We start from the raw sequence: 16,022 nt of genomic DNA on the forward strand, positions 1-16,022 counted from the left end.
CGGGCCTTGGGCAATCTTTCAGCCTAGGTTTTTCAGAAGGTTTGCATCATGTTTATCAAGGCATTAAGAGTTGGTCTGGGCCAGCTGATCATCTTCGGCGACTTCCTGACCCGCCCCGGCAAAAAGCAGCGCACGCCGCAAGCTCAGGCCACTGTCGATGCCTCGGCGCAGGACCTGACGCTGTATCAGTTTCACGCCTGCCCGTTCTGCGTGAAGACGCGCCGCACCTTGCGCCGTCTGAACGTGCCGGTTGCTCTGCGCGATGCGAAGAACAACGAGCTGGATCGCCAAACGTTGCTCACTGAAGGCGGCAAGATCAAAGTCCCTTGCCTGCGCATCAATGAAGGCGGCAAGACCGTGTGGATGTACGAATCCAAGGTCATCATCGATTACCTGAACCAGCGCTTCGCTGCGGTCTGATCCCTCGCTCGATCAGTTCGGGCAACCGTCCTGGCGACAGGCGACGTAAGCCTTCAATTGCTTGACCCGCAACTCAGTGTGCTCGGCCAGACACTGAGATTGCAGCAAAGGCCAGATGGACCCCGAATCCTCGCGTTTGCCCACCTGATACAGGCAATCGGCGTCACGAAACGCGATCCACTTCACCTGCGCACCCTTGAGCGCCTGCTTCTGCGCGTTGTCTTTCAGAAAGCTCATCTGCGCCTTGTACTGTTTATTCAGATCCGCATCCAGCACCGCCAGCTGCTTGCCTGCGCAGGCGTTCATCTCGCCCTGGGTGCCATCGCAATCCTGAATCTGCGCCTGTGCCGAACAACCAATGCCCAGCGCCATCAAAGCCAGGACCGCCATCATCGAAAATCGCATGTGAAACTCCGTATCAAGTAATTGAAACCCGGCAGGAGCGAACTTGTGTGGGAGCGAGCTTGCTCGCGAAGCGGTCTGACACAACGCCTCGCCAACAAGTTGGCTCCTACAACTGACCGCTCATCAATCCAGCATGCCCACATAGCCCGGCTGCCCCTTGACCCGCGCCAGCCAGTGTTGAATGGCTGGATACGGCGCCAGGTCGAAACCGCCCTGATGGGCCACATGGGTGTAAGCGTAGAGCGCAATGTCGGCAATGGAGAACATGTCGCCCACCAGATACGGCGTGCGCTTGAGCTGTTGCTCCATCACGGCCAGGGCGCGATAACCGGCCTTTTGCAAGGAGCGGTATTCAGCGAGCCGTTCCTCGGGCAGGCCCAGATAGAATTGAATAAAGCGCGCAACCGCAATACAGGGCTCGTGGCTGTATTGCTCGAAGAACTGCCATTGCAGGACCTGAGTACGCAAGCGCGGCTCGGCCGGCAGAAAATGGCTGCCATCAGCGAGGAAATTGAGGATCGCATTGGATTCCCACAGACAGGTGCCGTCTTCAAGCTCCAGGACGGGAATCTTTCCGTTGGGATTCTTTTCCAGAAATGCCGGCGTCTGCGTCTCGCCGCTGAGGATGTCCACCGGAATCCATTGATACGCGATGCCCAGCAGGCTGAGCATCAGCTTGATCTTGTAGCAGTTGCCCGAGTTGTAATCGCCATAAACCTTGTACATCACTGCTCTCCTTTCACTGCTTGTCCTGATTGCCGTTAAGCCGCTCGTTGCAGCTGAGCCATTCGCACTACTGCCGCCAGTCGTTTCAGGCCTTCATCCAGACGTGCCGGGTCGATGTGGCTGAAGTTCAAACGCAGATAGCCATGATTGGCATCCGGGTCGGCAAAAAACGGTTCGCCGGGCATAAACGCGACATCCTGCGCCAATGCGGCATCGAGCAAAGTGCGAGTATCCAACGGTTGCCGCAACGTCAGCCAGAAAAACAATCCGCCTTGCGGGCTCTTCCAGTCGGCCAGATCGCCGAAATGCTCTTGCAGGGCGGCTTCGAATGCGTCACGACGGCCACGATAGAAGTCCTGCAATTGCAGCAAATGCGTGCGGTAGTGCTCGGTGCCGATCCATTGCAGCGCCTGCCATTGACCCAGCCGATTGGTATGCAGGTCGGCTGACTGCTTCAAGCGCAGCAGATGGGGAAACAGATCAGGGCTGGCAATCAGATAACCAACGCGCAAGCCTGGCAACAAGGTCTTCGACACGGTACCGGTGTAGATCCAGCTGGCTTTTTTCAGGCGACTGGCAATCGGTCGAGCGCTGCCACCGTCAAAAGTCAGGTCACGATAAGGCTCGTCTTCAATCAAGGTCACGCCGAACTCATCCAGCAGCGCCGCGACCGCCTCGCGACTGGCCTCGCTGTAACGCACTGCAGACGGGTTCTGGAAAGTCGGAATCAGGTAGGCAAACGCAGGCTTGTGCTGCTCCAGGCGCTGACGCAGCGCAAGCAGATCCGGGCCGTCGGCCTGTAACGGCACCGTCAGGCAATCAGCCCCGAACAGCTGAAATATCTGCAGCGCGGCCAGGTAAGTCGGCGCTTCCAGAACGATTTCCGTACCTTTGTCGATGTACAGCTTGGCGGCCAGATCCAGGGTTTGCTGAGAACCGCTGACGATCAATACCTGGCTCGCGTCGCAGGGCAAACCGATAGCGCGGGCTTCATCAGCCAGGGCTTCGCGCAATTCGGGCTCACCTTCGCTCATACCGTATTGGCCCAACGCCACAGGCATGTCGGCCCACTCCACACGGGGCAGCATGGCTTCGGCCGGCAGACCACCGGCAAACGACATGACTTCCGGGCGCTGCGCGGCCGCGAGGATTTCACGAATCAAGGAGCTTTTCAGGCGGGAAACGCGTTCGGAGAATGCCATGGAGATCACCGGTAGCCGAAATAAATGGAAATAAGTCAAACTGGTTGACTGAAACTACGATATAGCAACCGGATACGTCAATATGCTTGACCTTAAAAATCCCGCCACTCAGCAAGTCGCCATGGAAGCTTTTTTCTTCGGCTATCAGGCCTTCACCGCCAAGGCCGATGAAATGCTGGAGCGGCGCGGCTGCAGCCGAGTGCACCAACGCATCGTATTTTTTATCGCGCGCTATCCCGGCTTGAGCGTCACGGAGTTGCTCAGCGTGCTGGGAGTCAGCAAGCAAGCGCTGAATGCGCCGTTACGCCAGCTGGTTGCAATGGATCTGGTGCAAAGCGCAGCGCCGGATAGCGACAAACGCAAGCGCTTGTTGGCATTGACCCCCGAAGGGGTAAAGTTTGAACAGGCGCTCCGCCGCGAGCAGGTCAAACTTTTACAAAGGGTATTTCGCGATGCCGGCCAAGAGGCGGTTGATGGCTGGCTGTCGGTTAATCAGGCGTTGGGGCAAACCCGGCAAAGCCCGGAAAAACCTGTAGCCGGGCGCAAAGAGCCCATTTCATAAGCCCTGTATGAGCCGTTTTCAGCTCACCCGTACAACGCTTCACTTTTGCTATGTTTTAGCTAACTGTACTTGCGTTTGTGCAGCTGGCTGTATCGCAACGCCTTGTAACGACTACGTTTAGGCTTGGCGCCTGAATTCGCGCAAGGAATGTCCGATGACCGACACCACACAAGCCCCGTTACGCCCGCTGGCGGACTCGTCCGCGTCAGCCATTGTCGCCGGATTCATCGCCATGATGACCGGCTGCACCAGCTCGCTGGTCCTGATGTTCCAGGCCGGTCAGGCGGCGGGCTTGACCACGGCGCAAATTTCTTCGTGGATCTGGGCGCTGTTCATGGGCATGGCGGTGTGCAGCATCGGCCTGTCGCTGCGTTACCGCACACCGATCACTGTCGCCTGGTCGACGCCCGGCGCGGCATTGCTGGTGACCAGCCTGGGCGGCGTTGCCTACCCCGAAGCGATCGGCGCCTTCATCACCTGCGCGGTGCTGGTGATGATCTGCGGTTTTACCGGCAGCTTCGAACGCCTGGTGAAACGCTTGCCGGCATCCCTGGCTGCAGCATTGCTGGCGGGAATCCTGTTCAAGATCGGCAGCGAGATTTTCGTCGCCGCTCAGCACCGTACAGCACTGGTGCTGGGCATGTTCTTCACTTACCTGATCGTCAAACGCCTTTCGCCGCGCTACGCCGTGCTGGGCGCGCTGCTGGTGGGCGTTGCGCTGGCCGGCTTGCTGGGCCTGCTGGATTTCAGCGGATTTGCCCTGGAAGTCGCCCTGCCGGTCTGGACCACGCCTGAGTTTTCCTTTGCAGCAACAATCAGTATCGGTATTCCGCTGTTTGTCGTGGCCATGACCTCGCAGAACATGCCCGGCATTGCCGTGCTGCGCGCCGATGGCTATGAAGTGCCCGCCTCGCCGCTGATTTCTGCGACCGGCATTGCCTCGCTGATCCTGGCGCCATTCGGCTCCCACGGGATCAATCTTGCGGCGATCAGCGCGGCAATCTGCACCGGACCGCATGCCCATGAAGATCGGGACAAGCGCTATACAGCCGCAGTCTGGTGCGGGATTTTCTACGGCATCGCCGGAATTTTCGGTGCAACGCTTGCGGCCCTGTTTGCGGCATTCCCCAAGGAACTGGTGCTGTCCATCGCGGCACTGGCGCTGTTTGGCTCGATCATCAACGGCCTGACCGTGGCGATGACCGAACCCAAGGAACGTGAAGCGGCGCTGATTACCTTCATGGTTACAGCATCGGGGCTGACGCTGTTTTCCATCGGTTCGGCGTTCTGGGGGATTGTGGCGGGGGTTTTGACGTTGCTGATTCTGAATGGGCGGCGGGCTTAGGCTCCGAAGCCGGGTTATCGTGGGACCGAATTTATTCGGGAATGGCCAGCGCGGCCAATGAGCTTTGTGCCCAAGCGCTGACGCCTTCCCGGATAAATCCGGTCCCACAAACGATTCTCTCCTTACAACTTGAAATGCCCGACCATCCCCTTCAACTCCATGCCCAGCGACGCCAGCTCGATACTTGACGCGGCGTTGCCGCGCATCGCCAAAGCCGACTGATCGGCGCTGGCGCGGATGCTGGTGACGCTGCGGTTGATTTCTTCGGCCACTGACGTCTGCTCCTCGGCAGCCGCAGCGATCTGCTGATTCATCTGCTGGATCATCGACACCGCCGAGGCGATGCTGCCCAGCGCGCTTTCGGTTTGCAACACGTCGCTGACTGCCAGCTTGACCAGTTCTGCGCTGCTGCGAATCTGCGTCACCGACGCTTGGGCGCCGTTCTGCAAGCTGCCGACCAGACGTTCGATTTCTTCTGTCGATTGCTGAGTACGCTTGGCCAGCGCCCGAACCTCATCGGCGACAACCGCGAAACCTCGACCCTGCTCGCCAGCCCGTGCGGCTTCGATTGCTGCGTTCAAGGCCAGCAGGTTGGTCTGCTCGGCAACGCTTTTGATCACGCCGAGCACAGTCCCGATGTTCTGAATTTCCGCGCTGAGGCTTTCGATGCTGTTGCTCGCCGATGTCGCGGAGGTGGCCAGTTGCTCGATACGTTGCAGACTCTGACGCACGACGGTCTGGCCGCTGTCGACCTTGTTGTCGGCGGTCTGCGCCGCGAGTGCGGCTTCTTCGGCATTACGCGCCACATCGTGGACCGTGGCGGTCATCTGGTTCATCGCGGTCGCCACTTGCTCGGTTTCCTGCTGCTGGCTGCTGACTTCCCGGTTGGTCTGTTCAGTTACCGCCGACAGGGAATGGGCAGAGCTGGCCAACTGTTCGATACCCGCTTGCAGGCCGCTGACGATGCCGCTCAGTCCTGCGCCCATCTGTTGCATGGCGAGCATCAGCTGGCCAATTTCATCGCGACGCCTGACCGCAACACTGGCGCTCAAATCGCCGGCGGCAATGCGCTGCGCGAAGGCGATGACACTGCGCAACGGTCCGACGATCAGCCGGGTAATCAGCCACGACGCAATCAGGCCCACCAGCAAGGCGATGATCGACGACCCGATGATCTGCATGGAGTTGGTCTTGAGTTGCGCCTGCATGGAGTCGTCTTCGGCGGCATAGGCTTGATTGACCTGATCCACGACCTGCCGGGCATTGGCAGCCAGTTGTTTGGAGACCTGCGCTTCGCTGGCCAGCAATCCCGTGTATTCGTTGAGCTTGTCGGTGAAATTGACAATGTGCGTGCTGACTTCCCCCAGCACGGTGAGATAGCCCGCATCCTTGATCACGCCCTTGAGTTCTTCGGCCAGGGCCTGGGCCTGATCGGCCTGCTCGATCTTGCCGGTTTTGGCTTCCTCGCCCGAACCCGTCTTGCGGCTCTTGTCCAGGCGCACCCGCGCTTCGTCCATGGCCTGCATCATCAGTTTGGAAACCTGACTGACCTGGTTGGCCTGTTCGATGAACTCGCCACCTTGCTGGCCTTGTGAGTCTTTCAGGCCATACGCACCGTCATCGGCCAGCCCGGCCTGCAGCACATCGAGGTTGTTGGCCACGCTGGAGACCGACCAGCTGGCCATTTCCAGCGCCAGATCCTTGCTCTGACTGAGGCTGACGAACTCATCGAAGGATTTGCGGTACGCAGCCAGACCTTGCTGGACCTGAGTCATCATCTGCTGGTTGGCGGGCGACTGGCCTTTGAGGTTTTCAGCGAGGAGGTTGAGGTTTTCGATGCCGCCGTGCAGTTCATCAACGATTTTCGGATCACTGCGCAGTGCATAATCCTGCTCCAGCAGCCTGACTTTGAGCACGCCGCTGTTCAACGCGGACATCTGCTTCAATCCGTCAAAATGCACGCTGATGTTTTGCAACGACCAGACGCCGATGGCTGCTACCAGAACGGTCAATAACAGAACCAGCGTGAAACCCACGCCCAGTTTTTTCGCCATCCCCAGATCAGCGAATCGTGCTTGCACGGCCGAAATCATAGCGTCGCATCCCCTGTGAATACCTTAGGCACTCTGGCCTTTAAACAGGCCATTCAATAATCGTGCAGATTCGCAATGGCTCACGGCAGATACAAGTCTCTACCGTCGGAATAATGGCAAATAGCTACGCTGAAGTCGCTTTCAGGACGGTCTGAGTCGGCGCGCAGCAACCCGGCGCGACCGGCTATCAAAAAACCTCGAAAAGTCGCCCGAATTCGTACCCGTCAAGGGCAGCGCGGTACTGATCCGGTGCGACTGAAACCTATCGGGCGGCGGCGGCCACCAGCAGCGTTCCCGCGTCGGCATCAAGCGTGGCTTCGGTGCCCAACGGCACTGCGATGTTGAGGGTGCCGTGCCCGATGGACAACCCGCCCAGAACCGGAATACCCAGTTTGCCCAGACGCTCAGTCAATACCTCAGACGCTGATACCGCGCTGAGTCCGTTGCCCGGAAGACTGAATTGGCCCACGGCGATGCCGGCCAGACGTTGCAGGATTCCGCAGTTGAGCAAATGAGTCAGCATGCGATCAATCCGGTAGCTCGCCTCGCCCACGTCTTCGAGCAGCAGAACGGCACCACTCAGGTCGGGCATGAACGGGGTGCCGACACAGGTACTGAGCATGCTCAGGTTTCCGCCCAGCAATGTTCCCGAGGCACGCCCCTTGATTCGGACATTGAAAGTGGGTTCGTCTGCGTTGGCCGCGACCAGCACCGGCTCGGTGCTCATCAAGGTGTGATGCATGCCGCTGGTGAAGACACCGCCGCGCTCAAGCTGGGTCGCCACCGGGCCGTGAACCGTTGCCAGTCGGGCCTCGGTCCAGAGGGCCGCATGCAACGCGGTAATGTCGGAAAAACCCACCACCAGCTTCGGATCGCGGCGCACCGCCTCAAAATCCAGACGCGGGATGATTCGCTGCACGCCATAGCCGCCACGGTTGCAGATGACGCCACGGATTTCAGGGTCGGCCAACGCATCATTCAGGTCGCCCGCGCGATCTTCATCCCGACCGGCGTAGAACGAGTATTGATCCAGCGCGTGGGGATAGACGCGGGGACGCAAGCCCCAACCTTGCAACACCTGCACGGCTGATTCGATTTTTTCGGCGGCCACGGGACCGGCTGGCGAGACCAGCGCCACTGCATCGCCACGGCGCAGTGCTTGGGGATGGAGCGTCGGCAAGCAGATGGAAGACATTCAACTGACTCAGGCTTGAAATGAAAGGGCTATGTCGAAAGCCAAGGTAATGTAGAGCACTCCTCGCGGTCGATCTACATAACTAATTACCGACACGTTAACTGAGTTTGTCCGTCTTGCGCGGCTCTCGCGGTGCCTGGAAGCGCGTGACACCCTTGCGCAGCCATTTGAGAAAGCCATTGGGATCGGGTGCCGCCGGCTTGTTGGTGAGCATGGCCGCACGGGCCTTGGCCCGAAAACGCGCCAGCCCGGCCAGCGCACCGCGCAATTCCGGATGATCCTTGAGCCAGGGTTCCAGGTCTGCCAGCGCGATGCGGTACACCATGCAATCGGTCAGGGCACAAAAACGTCCCACAGCAGGCGATTGATCGACAAACCCGGTTTCGCCCATCAGTTCGCCGGGGCCCATGCGCCCTACTTCCAGCCAGCCCTCGGGACGCTCGATGGACACCGAAACGATCCCGGATTCGATGATGTACAACGCATCAGGGACGACGCCCGCCGCCAGAATCACCTCGCGACTTTGAAAAGCATTGAGGCGCATGTTGCGCTCCAGCTCGGCCAGATCGGCGTTGCTCAACATGCGCAATGCGCCGACTGTGTTGAGCACCGCCGAGATGCGAGTGGCGGGCCGCACTTGATCCTGGCGCGTTTCAGTGGCGGCCAACTGGCGGTAGATCAAGTCATGCAACTGATTGCGTACTGCAGAACGACGGTCCCGGGACTGAACGTAGCCGGTGACTTCATATTCGACGCTGCGCAACCCGGACTTGACCACCACCGCGCTGGATGCCGGTTGTACCAGCAATTCCCGACAACCTTGCAGCGCCTTGCCGATGGCATCCAGCACGAGGCTGGGTCGCAGGCGCACCGAGAGTTCGACGGTCAGGGTCACCGCGTGAAAATGATCCGGACGACTGAAATTGACGATCCGCGTCTTGGCGGCCATGGCATTGGGGATCACCGCCATGCTGCCTTCGGAAGTCAGCAAATGGGTCGAGCGCCAGTCAATCTCGATGACCTTGCCTTCAATGTCGTCGACCCGAATCCAGTCATCAACCCGGAACGGTTTGGTGGCATTGAGCACGATGCCGGAGAACACGTCGCTCAACGTGCTCTGAACCGCCAGACCGAGAATGATCGCCACGGCCCCTGAGGTTGCCAGCAGGCCTTTAACCGGTAGATCGAGCACATAAGCCGCAGCCGCCACCGTTGCGACCAGAAAGATGATCGCACCCAGCACGTCTTGCAGCAGATGGCCTTTGCCGCCGATGCGCGGCGCCAGCAGCACGCTGATGAGGATCGTCAGGGTTCGCGCACCAAACAGCCACCAGGCGATGGACAACGTGGTCGCCAGCACGTGACGCGATACCGGCAGCTCGGACGGCACCGTGTTCAAAGGACTCAACCCGGCCTGGATCAAGCACATGCTGAACAGCAGGAACAATCCCAGCCGCACCACCATCTTCCAGCGCAACCAACGCTGATCCACCCACTGCCAGAAGGTCAGATCGATGACCAGGACCAGCGAAGCGCTGACCAGCGGAAAAGCCAACCACGGGGAATCCATCGACACGCTCCAGAAAGTCCGCGAATCAGGCGCAGATCAGACCGATCAACCTGAAACACGCCGAGCTTAGCTGATTGAAATCCAAAGCGGTGGAGGACTGTAAGGCGGGTAGCGATTTACAGAGCGATGAGGCGTTTGGCGGCAGTCCACACTGTGGGAGCGAGAATAGTATTTCGAATGTAATAAGGATGCTTCACATCGCCGTCACCCCACCATCGACCGCCAGCGCCTGGCCGGTGGTGAAGGCAGCGCCGTCGCAACATAGATAAAGCACCGCAGTAGCGATTTCTTCGACCTTGCCGATCCGGCCGACCGGATGCATGGTGGCGGCAAATTCGCCCTTCTTCGGATCGGACTCGTAGGCACGTCGGAACATGTCGGTGTCGATGACCGCCGGGCAAACCGCGTTGACGCGGATTTTCTTCTTCGCATATTCGATGGCGGCGGACTTGGTCAGGCCGATCACCGCATGTTTCGACGCGCTGTAGATGCTCATCTTCGGCGCCGCCCCCAGGCCCGCCACCGAAGCCGTATTGACGATGGCCCCGCCGCCCTGGGCGAGCATCAGCGGCAACTGATATTTCATGCACAACCAGACGCCTTTGACGTTGACGCCCATGATCGCGTCAAACTCGGCCTCGCTGCCTTCGGACAAGCGGCCTTTTTCGATTTCGATCCCGGCATTGTTGAAGGCGTAATCCACCCGGCCGTAGACCTCCACGGCACGTTCCATCAATTGCCGCACTTCGCTTTCCTGGGTGACATTGCAGCGCACGAACAACGCTTCGCCCCCAGCTTCGTGAATCAGCTGCACGGTACGTTCGCCGCCGTTGCTGTCCAGATCCGCCGCCACTACCTTAAGTCCTTGCGCGGCGAACGCCAGGGCGGTGGCGCGGCCAATGCCTGCTGCGGCGCCTGTCACCAGCGCTACCTGACCGGAAAACGTCATGCTCATCGGGATTGTCCTTATTGTTGTGATGAATCGAGAAGAGCATTGAGTCTAGTCACTGCGCAACGCACTCCGTCAGCACTATCAAGCGCTCGGTTAGGGGAGCATGAATTACAGTGATACAAACAGCATCACTTCATCATCTTGCTGGATCGGCGTGCATTCGCTGAACGACCTTTGCTTGCCTCAACCTGAAGCAGCGACTTCAATGATCTTTTTGCCGCTCTGTCCTTTTGCCCCTTTGCGAGAACCTGCCATGACCACCCAGAACAATCGTCAATTCCTGCTCGCCAAACGTCCCGTCGGCACAGTGAGCCGGGAGGATTTCACCTATCAGGAAGTGCCGGTTGGCGAGGTGTCGACCGGGCAAATTCTGGTCAAGAACCAGTATTTGTCGCTGGACCCGGCCATGCGCGGCTGGATGAACGAAGGCAAGTCATACATTGCGCCGGTGGGGTTGGGCGACGTGATGCGCGCGCTGGGCGTGGGCGAGGTGGTTGCGTCACAGAATGACAAGTTCGCAGTAGGCGATTTCGTTCAGGGCGCGCTGGGCGTTCAGGACTATTTTCTGGGCGAACCCAAGGGTTTCTACAAGGTCGATCCAAAGCTTGCGCCGCTGCCGAGATACCTGGCTGCGCTGGGCATGACCGGCATGACTGCGTACTTCGCGCTGCTCGATGTCGGCGCACCGCAAAGTGGCGATACCGTAGTGATTTCCGGGGCTGCGGGTGCGGTCGGCAGCGTTGCGGGGCAGATCGCCAAGATCAAGGGCTGCCGCGTGGTGGGCATAGCCGGCGGCAAGGAAAAATGCCAATCGCTGGTGGAGGAGCTGGGTTTCGATGGCGCTATCGACTACAAGAACGAAGACGTGCTGGCGGGACTGAAACGCGAATGCCCGAATGGGGTGAACGTGTATTTCGATAACGTTGGCGGCGACATCCTCGACGCGGTGCTCAGTCGTCTGGCGCCCAAGGCCCGGGTGGTGATTTGCGGCGCCATCAGCCAATACAACAACACCTCACCGGTGAAAGGCCCGAGCAACTATCTGTCGCTGCTGGTCAACCGGGCGCGCATGGAAGGTTTCGTGGTGATGGACTACGCCGACCGCTTCGCCGCTGCGGGCCAGGAAATGGCCGGCTGGATGGCCCAGGGCAAACTCAAGAGCCGGGAAGATATCGTTGAAGGCCTGGAAACCTTCCCGGAAACCCTGCTCAAGCTGTTCAAGGGCGAGAATTTCGGGAAGTTGGTGTTGAAAATCTGACTCAGGGATCAATCAACCCGGCAGATTCAGCTCGGCCACCACCGCCGCCAGCGCTTTGGCCGGATCGGCGGCCTGGCTGATCGGGCGCCCGATGACGAGGTAATCGGAACCGGCGTCCAGCGCCTGCCGCGGGGTCAGGATGCGGCGCTGGTCGTCCTGGGCGCTGCCGCTTGGGCGAATCCCCGGCGTTACCAGTTGCAGCGCCGGGTGCGCGGCCTTCAATGCCTGGGCTTCCAGCGCCGAGCAGACCAGGCCGTCCATTCCGGCTTTTTCCGCCAACGCTGCCAGGCGCAGGACCTGCACTTGCGGCTCGACATCCAGGCCGATGCCGGCCAGATCTTCACGTTCCATGCTGGTCAGTACCGTCACGCCGATCAGCAACGGTTTGGGACCGCTGCGTTGATCCAGAACTTCGCGGCAAGCCGCCATCATGCGCAAACCGCCCGAGCAATGCACATTGACCATCCACACGCCCATTTCCGCAGCGGCCTTGACCGCCATCGCCGTGGTGTTGGGGATGTCATGGAATTTCAGGTCCAGGAACACTTCGAAGCCCTTGTGACGCAAGGTCTCGACGATGTCCGAAGCACAGCTGGTGAACAGCTCCTTGCCGACTTTGACCCGGCACAGCTTGGGGTCAAGCTGGTCGGCCAGCTTCAAAGCGGCGTCGCGGGTCGGGAAATCCAGGGCGACGATGACAGGAGTCTGGCAGGCGGACATGAGCGGGTTCTCTGGTAAGTCGAAATCGGCGCGCATTGTAGCCGAAGCCGTCCCCGGACGGGTAATCGATCCGGCGTGCGGAAACGATTCGCCGATGAACACGTCTTTGACCGGCGCAGTATCGCAAACAGCAGCAACCAAAGGGGTATGGGGCTAGACTTGAACCATTGAGCAGCGACACCGCTCAAACCGGTATCACAACAAGGAGAGCACTATGCCCTGGTATGCCTGGTTAATTCTGGTAGTAGCAATCGGCTCGATCGTCGGGGGTTTGATGATGCTGCGCGACTCGGCAAAAAAACTGCCGCTGACCGATGAACAACTCAAACGCGTCCATGAGCGCAATGCCGAAATGGATGCCAAAGAAGCCAAAGATCGCTGAATACCTCAGGGCGATGCCTGACCCGCATCGCCCTGTCGGGCTGAGCTGAATGTTGCAGCCTATGGCGCTTCGAGGCGCTGCTTGCCGACCACCGAAGGCTCAGTCAGTGGCGATGTGACGGCAATGCGATACGGCTGGAAAATCTTCTGCATCTGGCCGCTATCGCGCAACTTCGCCAACAACTGATCAAACCGTTCAGCAGTGATTGGCGCACCTGGACGCAGCAAAGCGTAATGCCGGTAAACCTGATCGATACGTTCTGAAACCAGCAGTTGCCTGGCTTCGCTTTGATTGCGGGCCAGAAAGTCGCTCAGGTATGAACGGGTGACCAGCGCGATATCGGCACGCCCGCGCAGAACCATCAGCAGGTTGCTGTCGTGGGAATACGTCAGGGTTACGTTAAAGTTTTCCGCGAGATAAGCGGGATCGGCATTGAACTGCGCGAATGCGTAGTGGTAACCGCTGAACAGGGCCAATCGCTTGCCGTGAAAATCATTGAAATACGTCTGCTCTCGGCCCTCCACCTTGCGGGCCACGAAGATCTCGGCGTCTTCAAGCTTCATGTCGACAGCCTGGTGAGCGATGCGCTCCCAGCCCCAATCGGGATTCTCGAAAATTGCCATGTCTATGCGACCCTGCTCCAGATCCCGAAAGCGACGTGGGATCGAGGTCGGCACCAGCACAAACTTATAATCGTGTTGCGCAGCATTCAGAGCGGCAGCCAATTCCGGCAACAGCCCGGTGTCTTCGCCCTTCTCCGGCCTGATGGTGTAAGGCGGAAAATGCGCGGCACCAATTCGCACAACTTGCTCGGCGGCTGCCTCCAGGGACAACAACGCCGCTGCGGCCATCAAAACTGCCCGCGAAAACCCTCGCACAGACACATACATCAAGACTGCGCACCCCAGAGTAATAAACAAACGAACTAAATTAGGCGTTTTGCGAAGTTAAGACAATTGCCCAAAAGGATGAATTAACAAGGCTTGATACCCAAGCGCTACTAAAAGTGAGCCGAGACCGCGCCGACGGTCTGCGCGTAGTGCGGAAAATCACTGCACTGCTACTGTGCAAGACACAGTCGCCGGTGGTTCATCCAGATCCCACAAGAGATCATCCGCCGTCCGAACAACGCTATCGCCCAATAAAAACGGCCCCGTTCCAACGAGAACGCAGAGCCCTGCCTCAACGCTGGAGTGACCCATGCCTGCTTTCGACAAGATTCTCATTGCCAATCGGGGGGAAATTGCCTGCCGCATCATCGGCACGGCCCGCGATCTGGGTTATCGAACGGTGGCGGTCTTCAGCGCCGCAGACAGCGACGCCCGGCATGTGCGGATGGCTGACGAAGCAGTATGCATCGGGGCGCCAACGGTGCAGCAGTCCTATTTGAATATCGAGGTAATTCTCGATGCCGCGCAACGCACCGGAGCGAACGCCATCCATCCCGGCTACGGCTTTCTCTCGGAAAGCGCCGAATTCGCCCGCGCCTGCGAAGCCGCCGGCCTGGTGTTCATCGGCCCCAGCGCCGAAGCCATCGAACTGATGGGCAGCAAGCGCCTGTCAAAGCTGGCCATGATTGCTGCCGGTGTGCAGTGCGTTGCCGGTTATCAGGGTGTCGAACAGGACGATCAGACCTTGAGCCGCGAGGCGCGGCGGATCGGCTATCCAGTGCTGATCAAGGCCAGTGCCGGAGGTGACGGACGAGGCATGCGCCTGGTGGAACATGACGGTCAGCTGCTGGAGCGGCTCAACACCGCACGTGCCGAGGCGCAGAACGCCTTTGGTTCGGCAGAGTTGATTCTGGAGCAGGCGCTGATCGATCCGCGACATGTCGAGGTGCAAGTCTTCGGCGACAGCCATGGCAACCTGGTTTTTCTCGGTGAGCGCGATTGCTCGGTGCAGCGTCGCCATCGCAAAGTCATTGAAGAAGCGCCCAGCCCCGCCGTCGGCCCGCAGCTGCGCGAAGCCATGGGCAACGCTGCCTTGACGGCTGCACGAACGGTGAATTATCAGGGCGCCGGCACAGTAGAGTTTTTGCTGACCGATGACGGTCAATTCTACTTCCTGGAAATGAATACCCGGCTGCAGGTCGAGCATCCGGTAACCGAGATGATCACTGGGCAGGACCTGGTGGCCTGGCAGATCAGAGTGGCGGCTGGTGAAACCTTGCCGTTGCGCCAGGAGCAGATTCAGCTGAGCGGTCACGCCATCGAGGCGCGGCTGTACGCCGAAGACCCGGCACGAGGTTTCCTGCCGCAGACCGGTCGAGTGTTGCGCTGGCAGCCGCTGCTGTTCGAAGGCGTGCGAGTCGATCACGGCTTGCTCGAAGATCAGGCCATCAGCCCCTTTTACGATCCGCTGCTGGGCAAGATCATCGCTCATGGCGCGACCCGCGAAGAGGCGCGACGCAAACTCCTGCGCGCCGTGCAAGGCAGCGTATTGCTGGGCGTGCAGACCAATCAGCGGTTGCTGGCGGGTGTGCTGAAACATCAGGCGTTTGTCGACGCACGGGTTGGCACCGGTTTCATCGGCCAGCACCTGCGCGAGGACGCGAGCCTGATGCCACAGATCGCCAAGGACTCGCAGCTGGCCCTCGCTACGGCCCTGTTCTATCAGGGCTCGGCCAGCCCCCACCCGTCCAAGCCCGCCGGCTGGAGCAATACCGGGCCGGAGCAACGGCGATACCTGTTGGGCCACGATGAGCAGGTCATGGAAGTGAATCTGATCCGCAATGGCGCTCGTCTGGACCTGAGCATCGCCGACAGCGTCCACAGCGTTCAGGTACTGGAAGCCGACGGACGCTCGGCCCATGTCGAAATTGACGGGGTTCGACGTCGCTATGCCTGCCACTTGCAGGGCAAGAATCTGTGGCTGCACTGTGAATCCGGTGCGTTGCATTTCGTTGATCGCACGCATGACACCATCATCGGTCCGGCCCTGGCCGGTTCCGGAACCGTCAGGGCCCCCATGGACGGCTCGATTGTCGAGGTATTGGTCAGCGAGGGCGCTACGGTCCGCCAGGGTCAACTGCTGGTGGTGCTAGAAGCGATGAAAATGGAGCAGCCGCTCAAGGCCGGGATTGCGGGCGTCATCCGTCAGGTTCAGGTCACCCGCGGTGATCAGGTCAAGGGGCGGCAAGTGTTGCTGGAAGTCGCGCCGTTTGAGGGCTGATTGGACGTAGCGAGACTAATG

The 16,022-nt window shown here is 59.6% G+C and carries 15 protein-coding genes and 1 pseudogene; 6 read left to right on the forward strand and 10 right to left on the reverse strand.

Features of this window, described 5'->3' with window-relative positions; translation table 11 throughout:
* Positions 1-48: 48 nt before the first annotated feature.
* Positions 49-420 carry a glutathione S-transferase N-terminal domain-containing protein gene (locus ACP7E4_RS09265; RefSeq protein ID WP_426113381.1) on the forward strand — a complete coding sequence of 124 codons (372 nt, stop codon included), beginning with the start codon at positions 49-51 and terminating at the stop codon, positions 418-420.
* A 12-nt stretch (positions 421-432) separates the two neighbouring features.
* Here the strand turns inward: ACP7E4_RS09265 and ACP7E4_RS09270 are convergent, their stop codons facing one another.
* The 3 genes from ACP7E4_RS09270 to ACP7E4_RS09280 form a co-directional block, all read right to left on the reverse strand.
* Complete coding sequence (locus ACP7E4_RS09270; protein ID WP_426113379.1) at positions 433-825, reverse strand: lysozyme inhibitor LprI family protein; 393 nt, start codon at positions 823-825, stop codon at positions 433-435.
* Between the two features lie 123 nt (positions 826-948).
* On the reverse strand, positions 949-1,551 hold the full coding sequence (locus ACP7E4_RS09275) for a glutathione S-transferase family protein (protein WP_426113377.1): 603 nt from the start codon (positions 1,549-1,551) through the stop codon (positions 949-951).
* A gap of 35 nt (positions 1,552-1,586) precedes the next feature.
* Complete coding sequence (locus ACP7E4_RS09280; RefSeq protein ID WP_426113375.1) at positions 1,587-2,753, reverse strand: PLP-dependent aminotransferase family protein; 1,167 nt, start codon at positions 2,751-2,753, stop codon at positions 1,587-1,589.
* A gap of 82 nt (positions 2,754-2,835) precedes the next feature.
* On the opposite strand from ACP7E4_RS09280, the gene ACP7E4_RS09285 reads away from it, so the two are divergent.
* Both ACP7E4_RS09285 and ACP7E4_RS09290 read left to right on the forward strand, forming a co-directional pair.
* Positions 2,836-3,315 (forward strand): MarR family winged helix-turn-helix transcriptional regulator, encoded by a 480-nt coding sequence (locus tag ACP7E4_RS09285; protein ID WP_426113373.1) that lies wholly within the window; start codon positions 2,836-2,838, stop codon positions 3,313-3,315.
* A 154-nt stretch (positions 3,316-3,469) separates the two neighbouring features.
* Positions 3,470-4,660 carry a benzoate/H(+) symporter BenE family transporter gene (locus ACP7E4_RS09290; protein ID WP_426113371.1) on the forward strand — a complete coding sequence of 397 codons (1,191 nt, stop codon included), beginning with the start codon at positions 3,470-3,472 and terminating at the stop codon, positions 4,658-4,660.
* Between the two features lie 122 nt (positions 4,661-4,782).
* On the opposite strand, the gene ACP7E4_RS09295 is transcribed toward ACP7E4_RS09290, so the two are convergent.
* The 5 genes and pseudogenes from ACP7E4_RS09295 to ACP7E4_RS09315 all read right to left on the reverse strand — a co-directional run bounded on the left by ACP7E4_RS09295 (position 4,783) and on the right by ACP7E4_RS09315 (position 10,473).
* On the reverse strand, positions 4,783-5,664 hold the full coding sequence (locus tag ACP7E4_RS09295; RefSeq protein WP_426224888.1) for a methyl-accepting chemotaxis protein: 882 nt from the start codon (positions 5,662-5,664) through the stop codon (positions 4,783-4,785).
* Positions 5,644-6,753 (reverse strand): annotated as a pseudogene (locus tag ACP7E4_RS09300) (HAMP domain-containing protein); the annotation flags it as partial. The gene ACP7E4_RS09295 and the pseudogene ACP7E4_RS09300, both read right to left, overlap by 21 nt.
* A 262-nt stretch (positions 6,754-7,015) precedes the next feature.
* The gene (locus ACP7E4_RS09305) at positions 7,016-7,948 is read right to left on the reverse strand and encodes a S66 peptidase family protein (RefSeq protein WP_426113369.1); all 933 of its coding nucleotides are present in this window, start codon (positions 7,946-7,948) and stop codon (positions 7,016-7,018) included.
* A gap of 97 nt (positions 7,949-8,045) precedes the next feature.
* Positions 8,046-9,518, reverse strand: coding sequence for a mechanosensitive ion channel domain-containing protein (locus tag ACP7E4_RS09310; protein WP_426113367.1), 1,473 nt, complete (start codon positions 9,516-9,518; stop codon positions 8,046-8,048).
* Positions 9,519-9,711: 193 nt separating this feature from the next.
* The gene (locus ACP7E4_RS09315) at positions 9,712-10,473 is read right to left on the reverse strand and encodes an SDR family oxidoreductase (RefSeq protein ID WP_426113365.1); all 762 of its coding nucleotides are present in this window, start codon (positions 10,471-10,473) and stop codon (positions 9,712-9,714) included.
* Between the two features lie 250 nt (positions 10,474-10,723).
* Between ACP7E4_RS09315 and ACP7E4_RS09320 the strand changes: the two genes are divergently transcribed.
* Positions 10,724-11,728 (forward strand): NADP-dependent oxidoreductase, encoded by a 1,005-nt coding sequence (locus tag ACP7E4_RS09320; RefSeq protein WP_426113363.1) that lies wholly within the window; start codon positions 10,724-10,726, stop codon positions 11,726-11,728.
* Positions 11,729-11,740: 12 nt separating this feature from the next.
* Here the strand turns inward: ACP7E4_RS09320 and pyrF are convergent, their stop codons facing one another.
* Entirely contained in the window at positions 11,741-12,448 is a 708-nt protein-coding gene (gene pyrF / locus ACP7E4_RS09325) for an orotidine-5'-phosphate decarboxylase (protein ID WP_426113361.1), read from the reverse strand.
* Between the two features lie 214 nt (positions 12,449-12,662).
* Here pyrF and ACP7E4_RS09330 point away from each other — a divergent pair, with 214 nt between their 5' ends.
* Entirely contained in the window at positions 12,663-12,830 is a 168-nt protein-coding gene (locus tag ACP7E4_RS09330; RefSeq protein WP_020292869.1) for a DUF2897 family protein, read from the forward strand.
* Positions 12,831-12,889: 59 nt separating this feature from the next.
* Here the strand turns inward: ACP7E4_RS09330 and ACP7E4_RS09335 are convergent, their stop codons facing one another.
* Positions 12,890-13,681: a substrate-binding periplasmic protein gene (locus tag ACP7E4_RS09335; protein WP_426113359.1), complete on the reverse strand. Its 792-nt coding sequence runs from the start codon at positions 13,679-13,681 to the stop codon at positions 12,890-12,892.
* A 349-nt stretch (positions 13,682-14,030) separates the two neighbouring features.
* Here ACP7E4_RS09335 and ACP7E4_RS09340 point away from each other — a divergent pair, with 349 nt between their 5' ends.
* Positions 14,031-16,001 (forward strand): acetyl/propionyl/methylcrotonyl-CoA carboxylase subunit alpha, encoded by a 1,971-nt coding sequence (locus ACP7E4_RS09340; protein WP_426113357.1) that lies wholly within the window; start codon positions 14,031-14,033, stop codon positions 15,999-16,001.
* The last annotated feature ends 21 nt before the right edge of the window (positions 16,002-16,022 follow it).

The sequence above is a fragment of the Pseudomonas sp. DSP3-2-3 genome, assembly GCF_049898225.1.
In the GTDB taxonomy this organism is placed as follows: Bacteria; Pseudomonadota; Gammaproteobacteria; order Pseudomonadales; family Pseudomonadaceae; genus Aquipseudomonas.

What these genes read in the sequence shown, in the direction of transcription:
- ACP7E4_RS09270 (WP_426113379.1), bottom strand. Translation starts at nt 825, where the DNA reads ATGCGATTTTCGATGATGGCGGTCCTGGCTTTGATGGCGCTGGGCATT.
- ACP7E4_RS09305 (WP_426113369.1), bottom strand. Translation starts at nt 7,948, where the DNA reads ATGTCTTCCATCTGCTTGCCGACGCTCCATCCCCAAGCACTGCGCCGT.
- ACP7E4_RS09320 (WP_426113363.1), top strand. Translation starts at nt 10,724, where the DNA reads ATGACCACCCAGAACAATCGTCAATTCCTGCTCGCCAAACGTCCCGTC.
- ACP7E4_RS09285 (WP_426113373.1), top strand. Translation starts at nt 2,836, where the DNA reads ATGCTTGACCTTAAAAATCCCGCCACTCAGCAAGTCGCCATGGAAGCT.
- ACP7E4_RS09335 (WP_426113359.1), bottom strand. Translation starts at nt 13,681, where the DNA reads ATGGCCGCAGCGGCGTTGTTGTCCCTGGAGGCAGCCGCCGAGCAAGTT.
- ACP7E4_RS09295 (WP_426224888.1), bottom strand. Translation starts at nt 5,664, where the DNA reads ATGCTCGCCATGCAACAGATGGGCGCAGGACTGAGCGGCATCGTCAGC.
- ACP7E4_RS09310 (WP_426113367.1), bottom strand. Translation starts at nt 9,518, where the DNA reads ATGGATTCCCCGTGGTTGGCTTTTCCGCTGGTCAGCGCTTCGCTGGTC.
- ACP7E4_RS09330 (WP_020292869.1), top strand. Translation starts at nt 12,663, where the DNA reads ATGCCCTGGTATGCCTGGTTAATTCTGGTAGTAGCAATCGGCTCGATC.
- ACP7E4_RS09315 (WP_426113365.1), bottom strand. Translation starts at nt 10,473, where the DNA reads ATGAGCATGACGTTTTCCGGTCAGGTAGCGCTGGTGACAGGCGCCGCA.
- ACP7E4_RS09280 (WP_426113375.1), bottom strand. Translation starts at nt 2,753, where the DNA reads ATGGCATTCTCCGAACGCGTTTCCCGCCTGAAAAGCTCCTTGATTCGT.
- pyrF (WP_426113361.1), bottom strand. Translation starts at nt 12,448, where the DNA reads ATGTCCGCCTGCCAGACTCCTGTCATCGTCGCCCTGGATTTCCCGACC.
- ACP7E4_RS09265 (WP_426113381.1), top strand. Translation starts at nt 49, where the DNA reads ATGTTTATCAAGGCATTAAGAGTTGGTCTGGGCCAGCTGATCATCTTC.
- ACP7E4_RS09290 (WP_426113371.1), top strand. Translation starts at nt 3,470, where the DNA reads ATGACCGACACCACACAAGCCCCGTTACGCCCGCTGGCGGACTCGTCC.
- ACP7E4_RS09275 (WP_426113377.1), bottom strand. Translation starts at nt 1,551, where the DNA reads ATGTACAAGGTTTATGGCGATTACAACTCGGGCAACTGCTACAAGATC.
- ACP7E4_RS09340 (WP_426113357.1), top strand. Translation starts at nt 14,031, where the DNA reads ATGCCTGCTTTCGACAAGATTCTCATTGCCAATCGGGGGGAAATTGCC.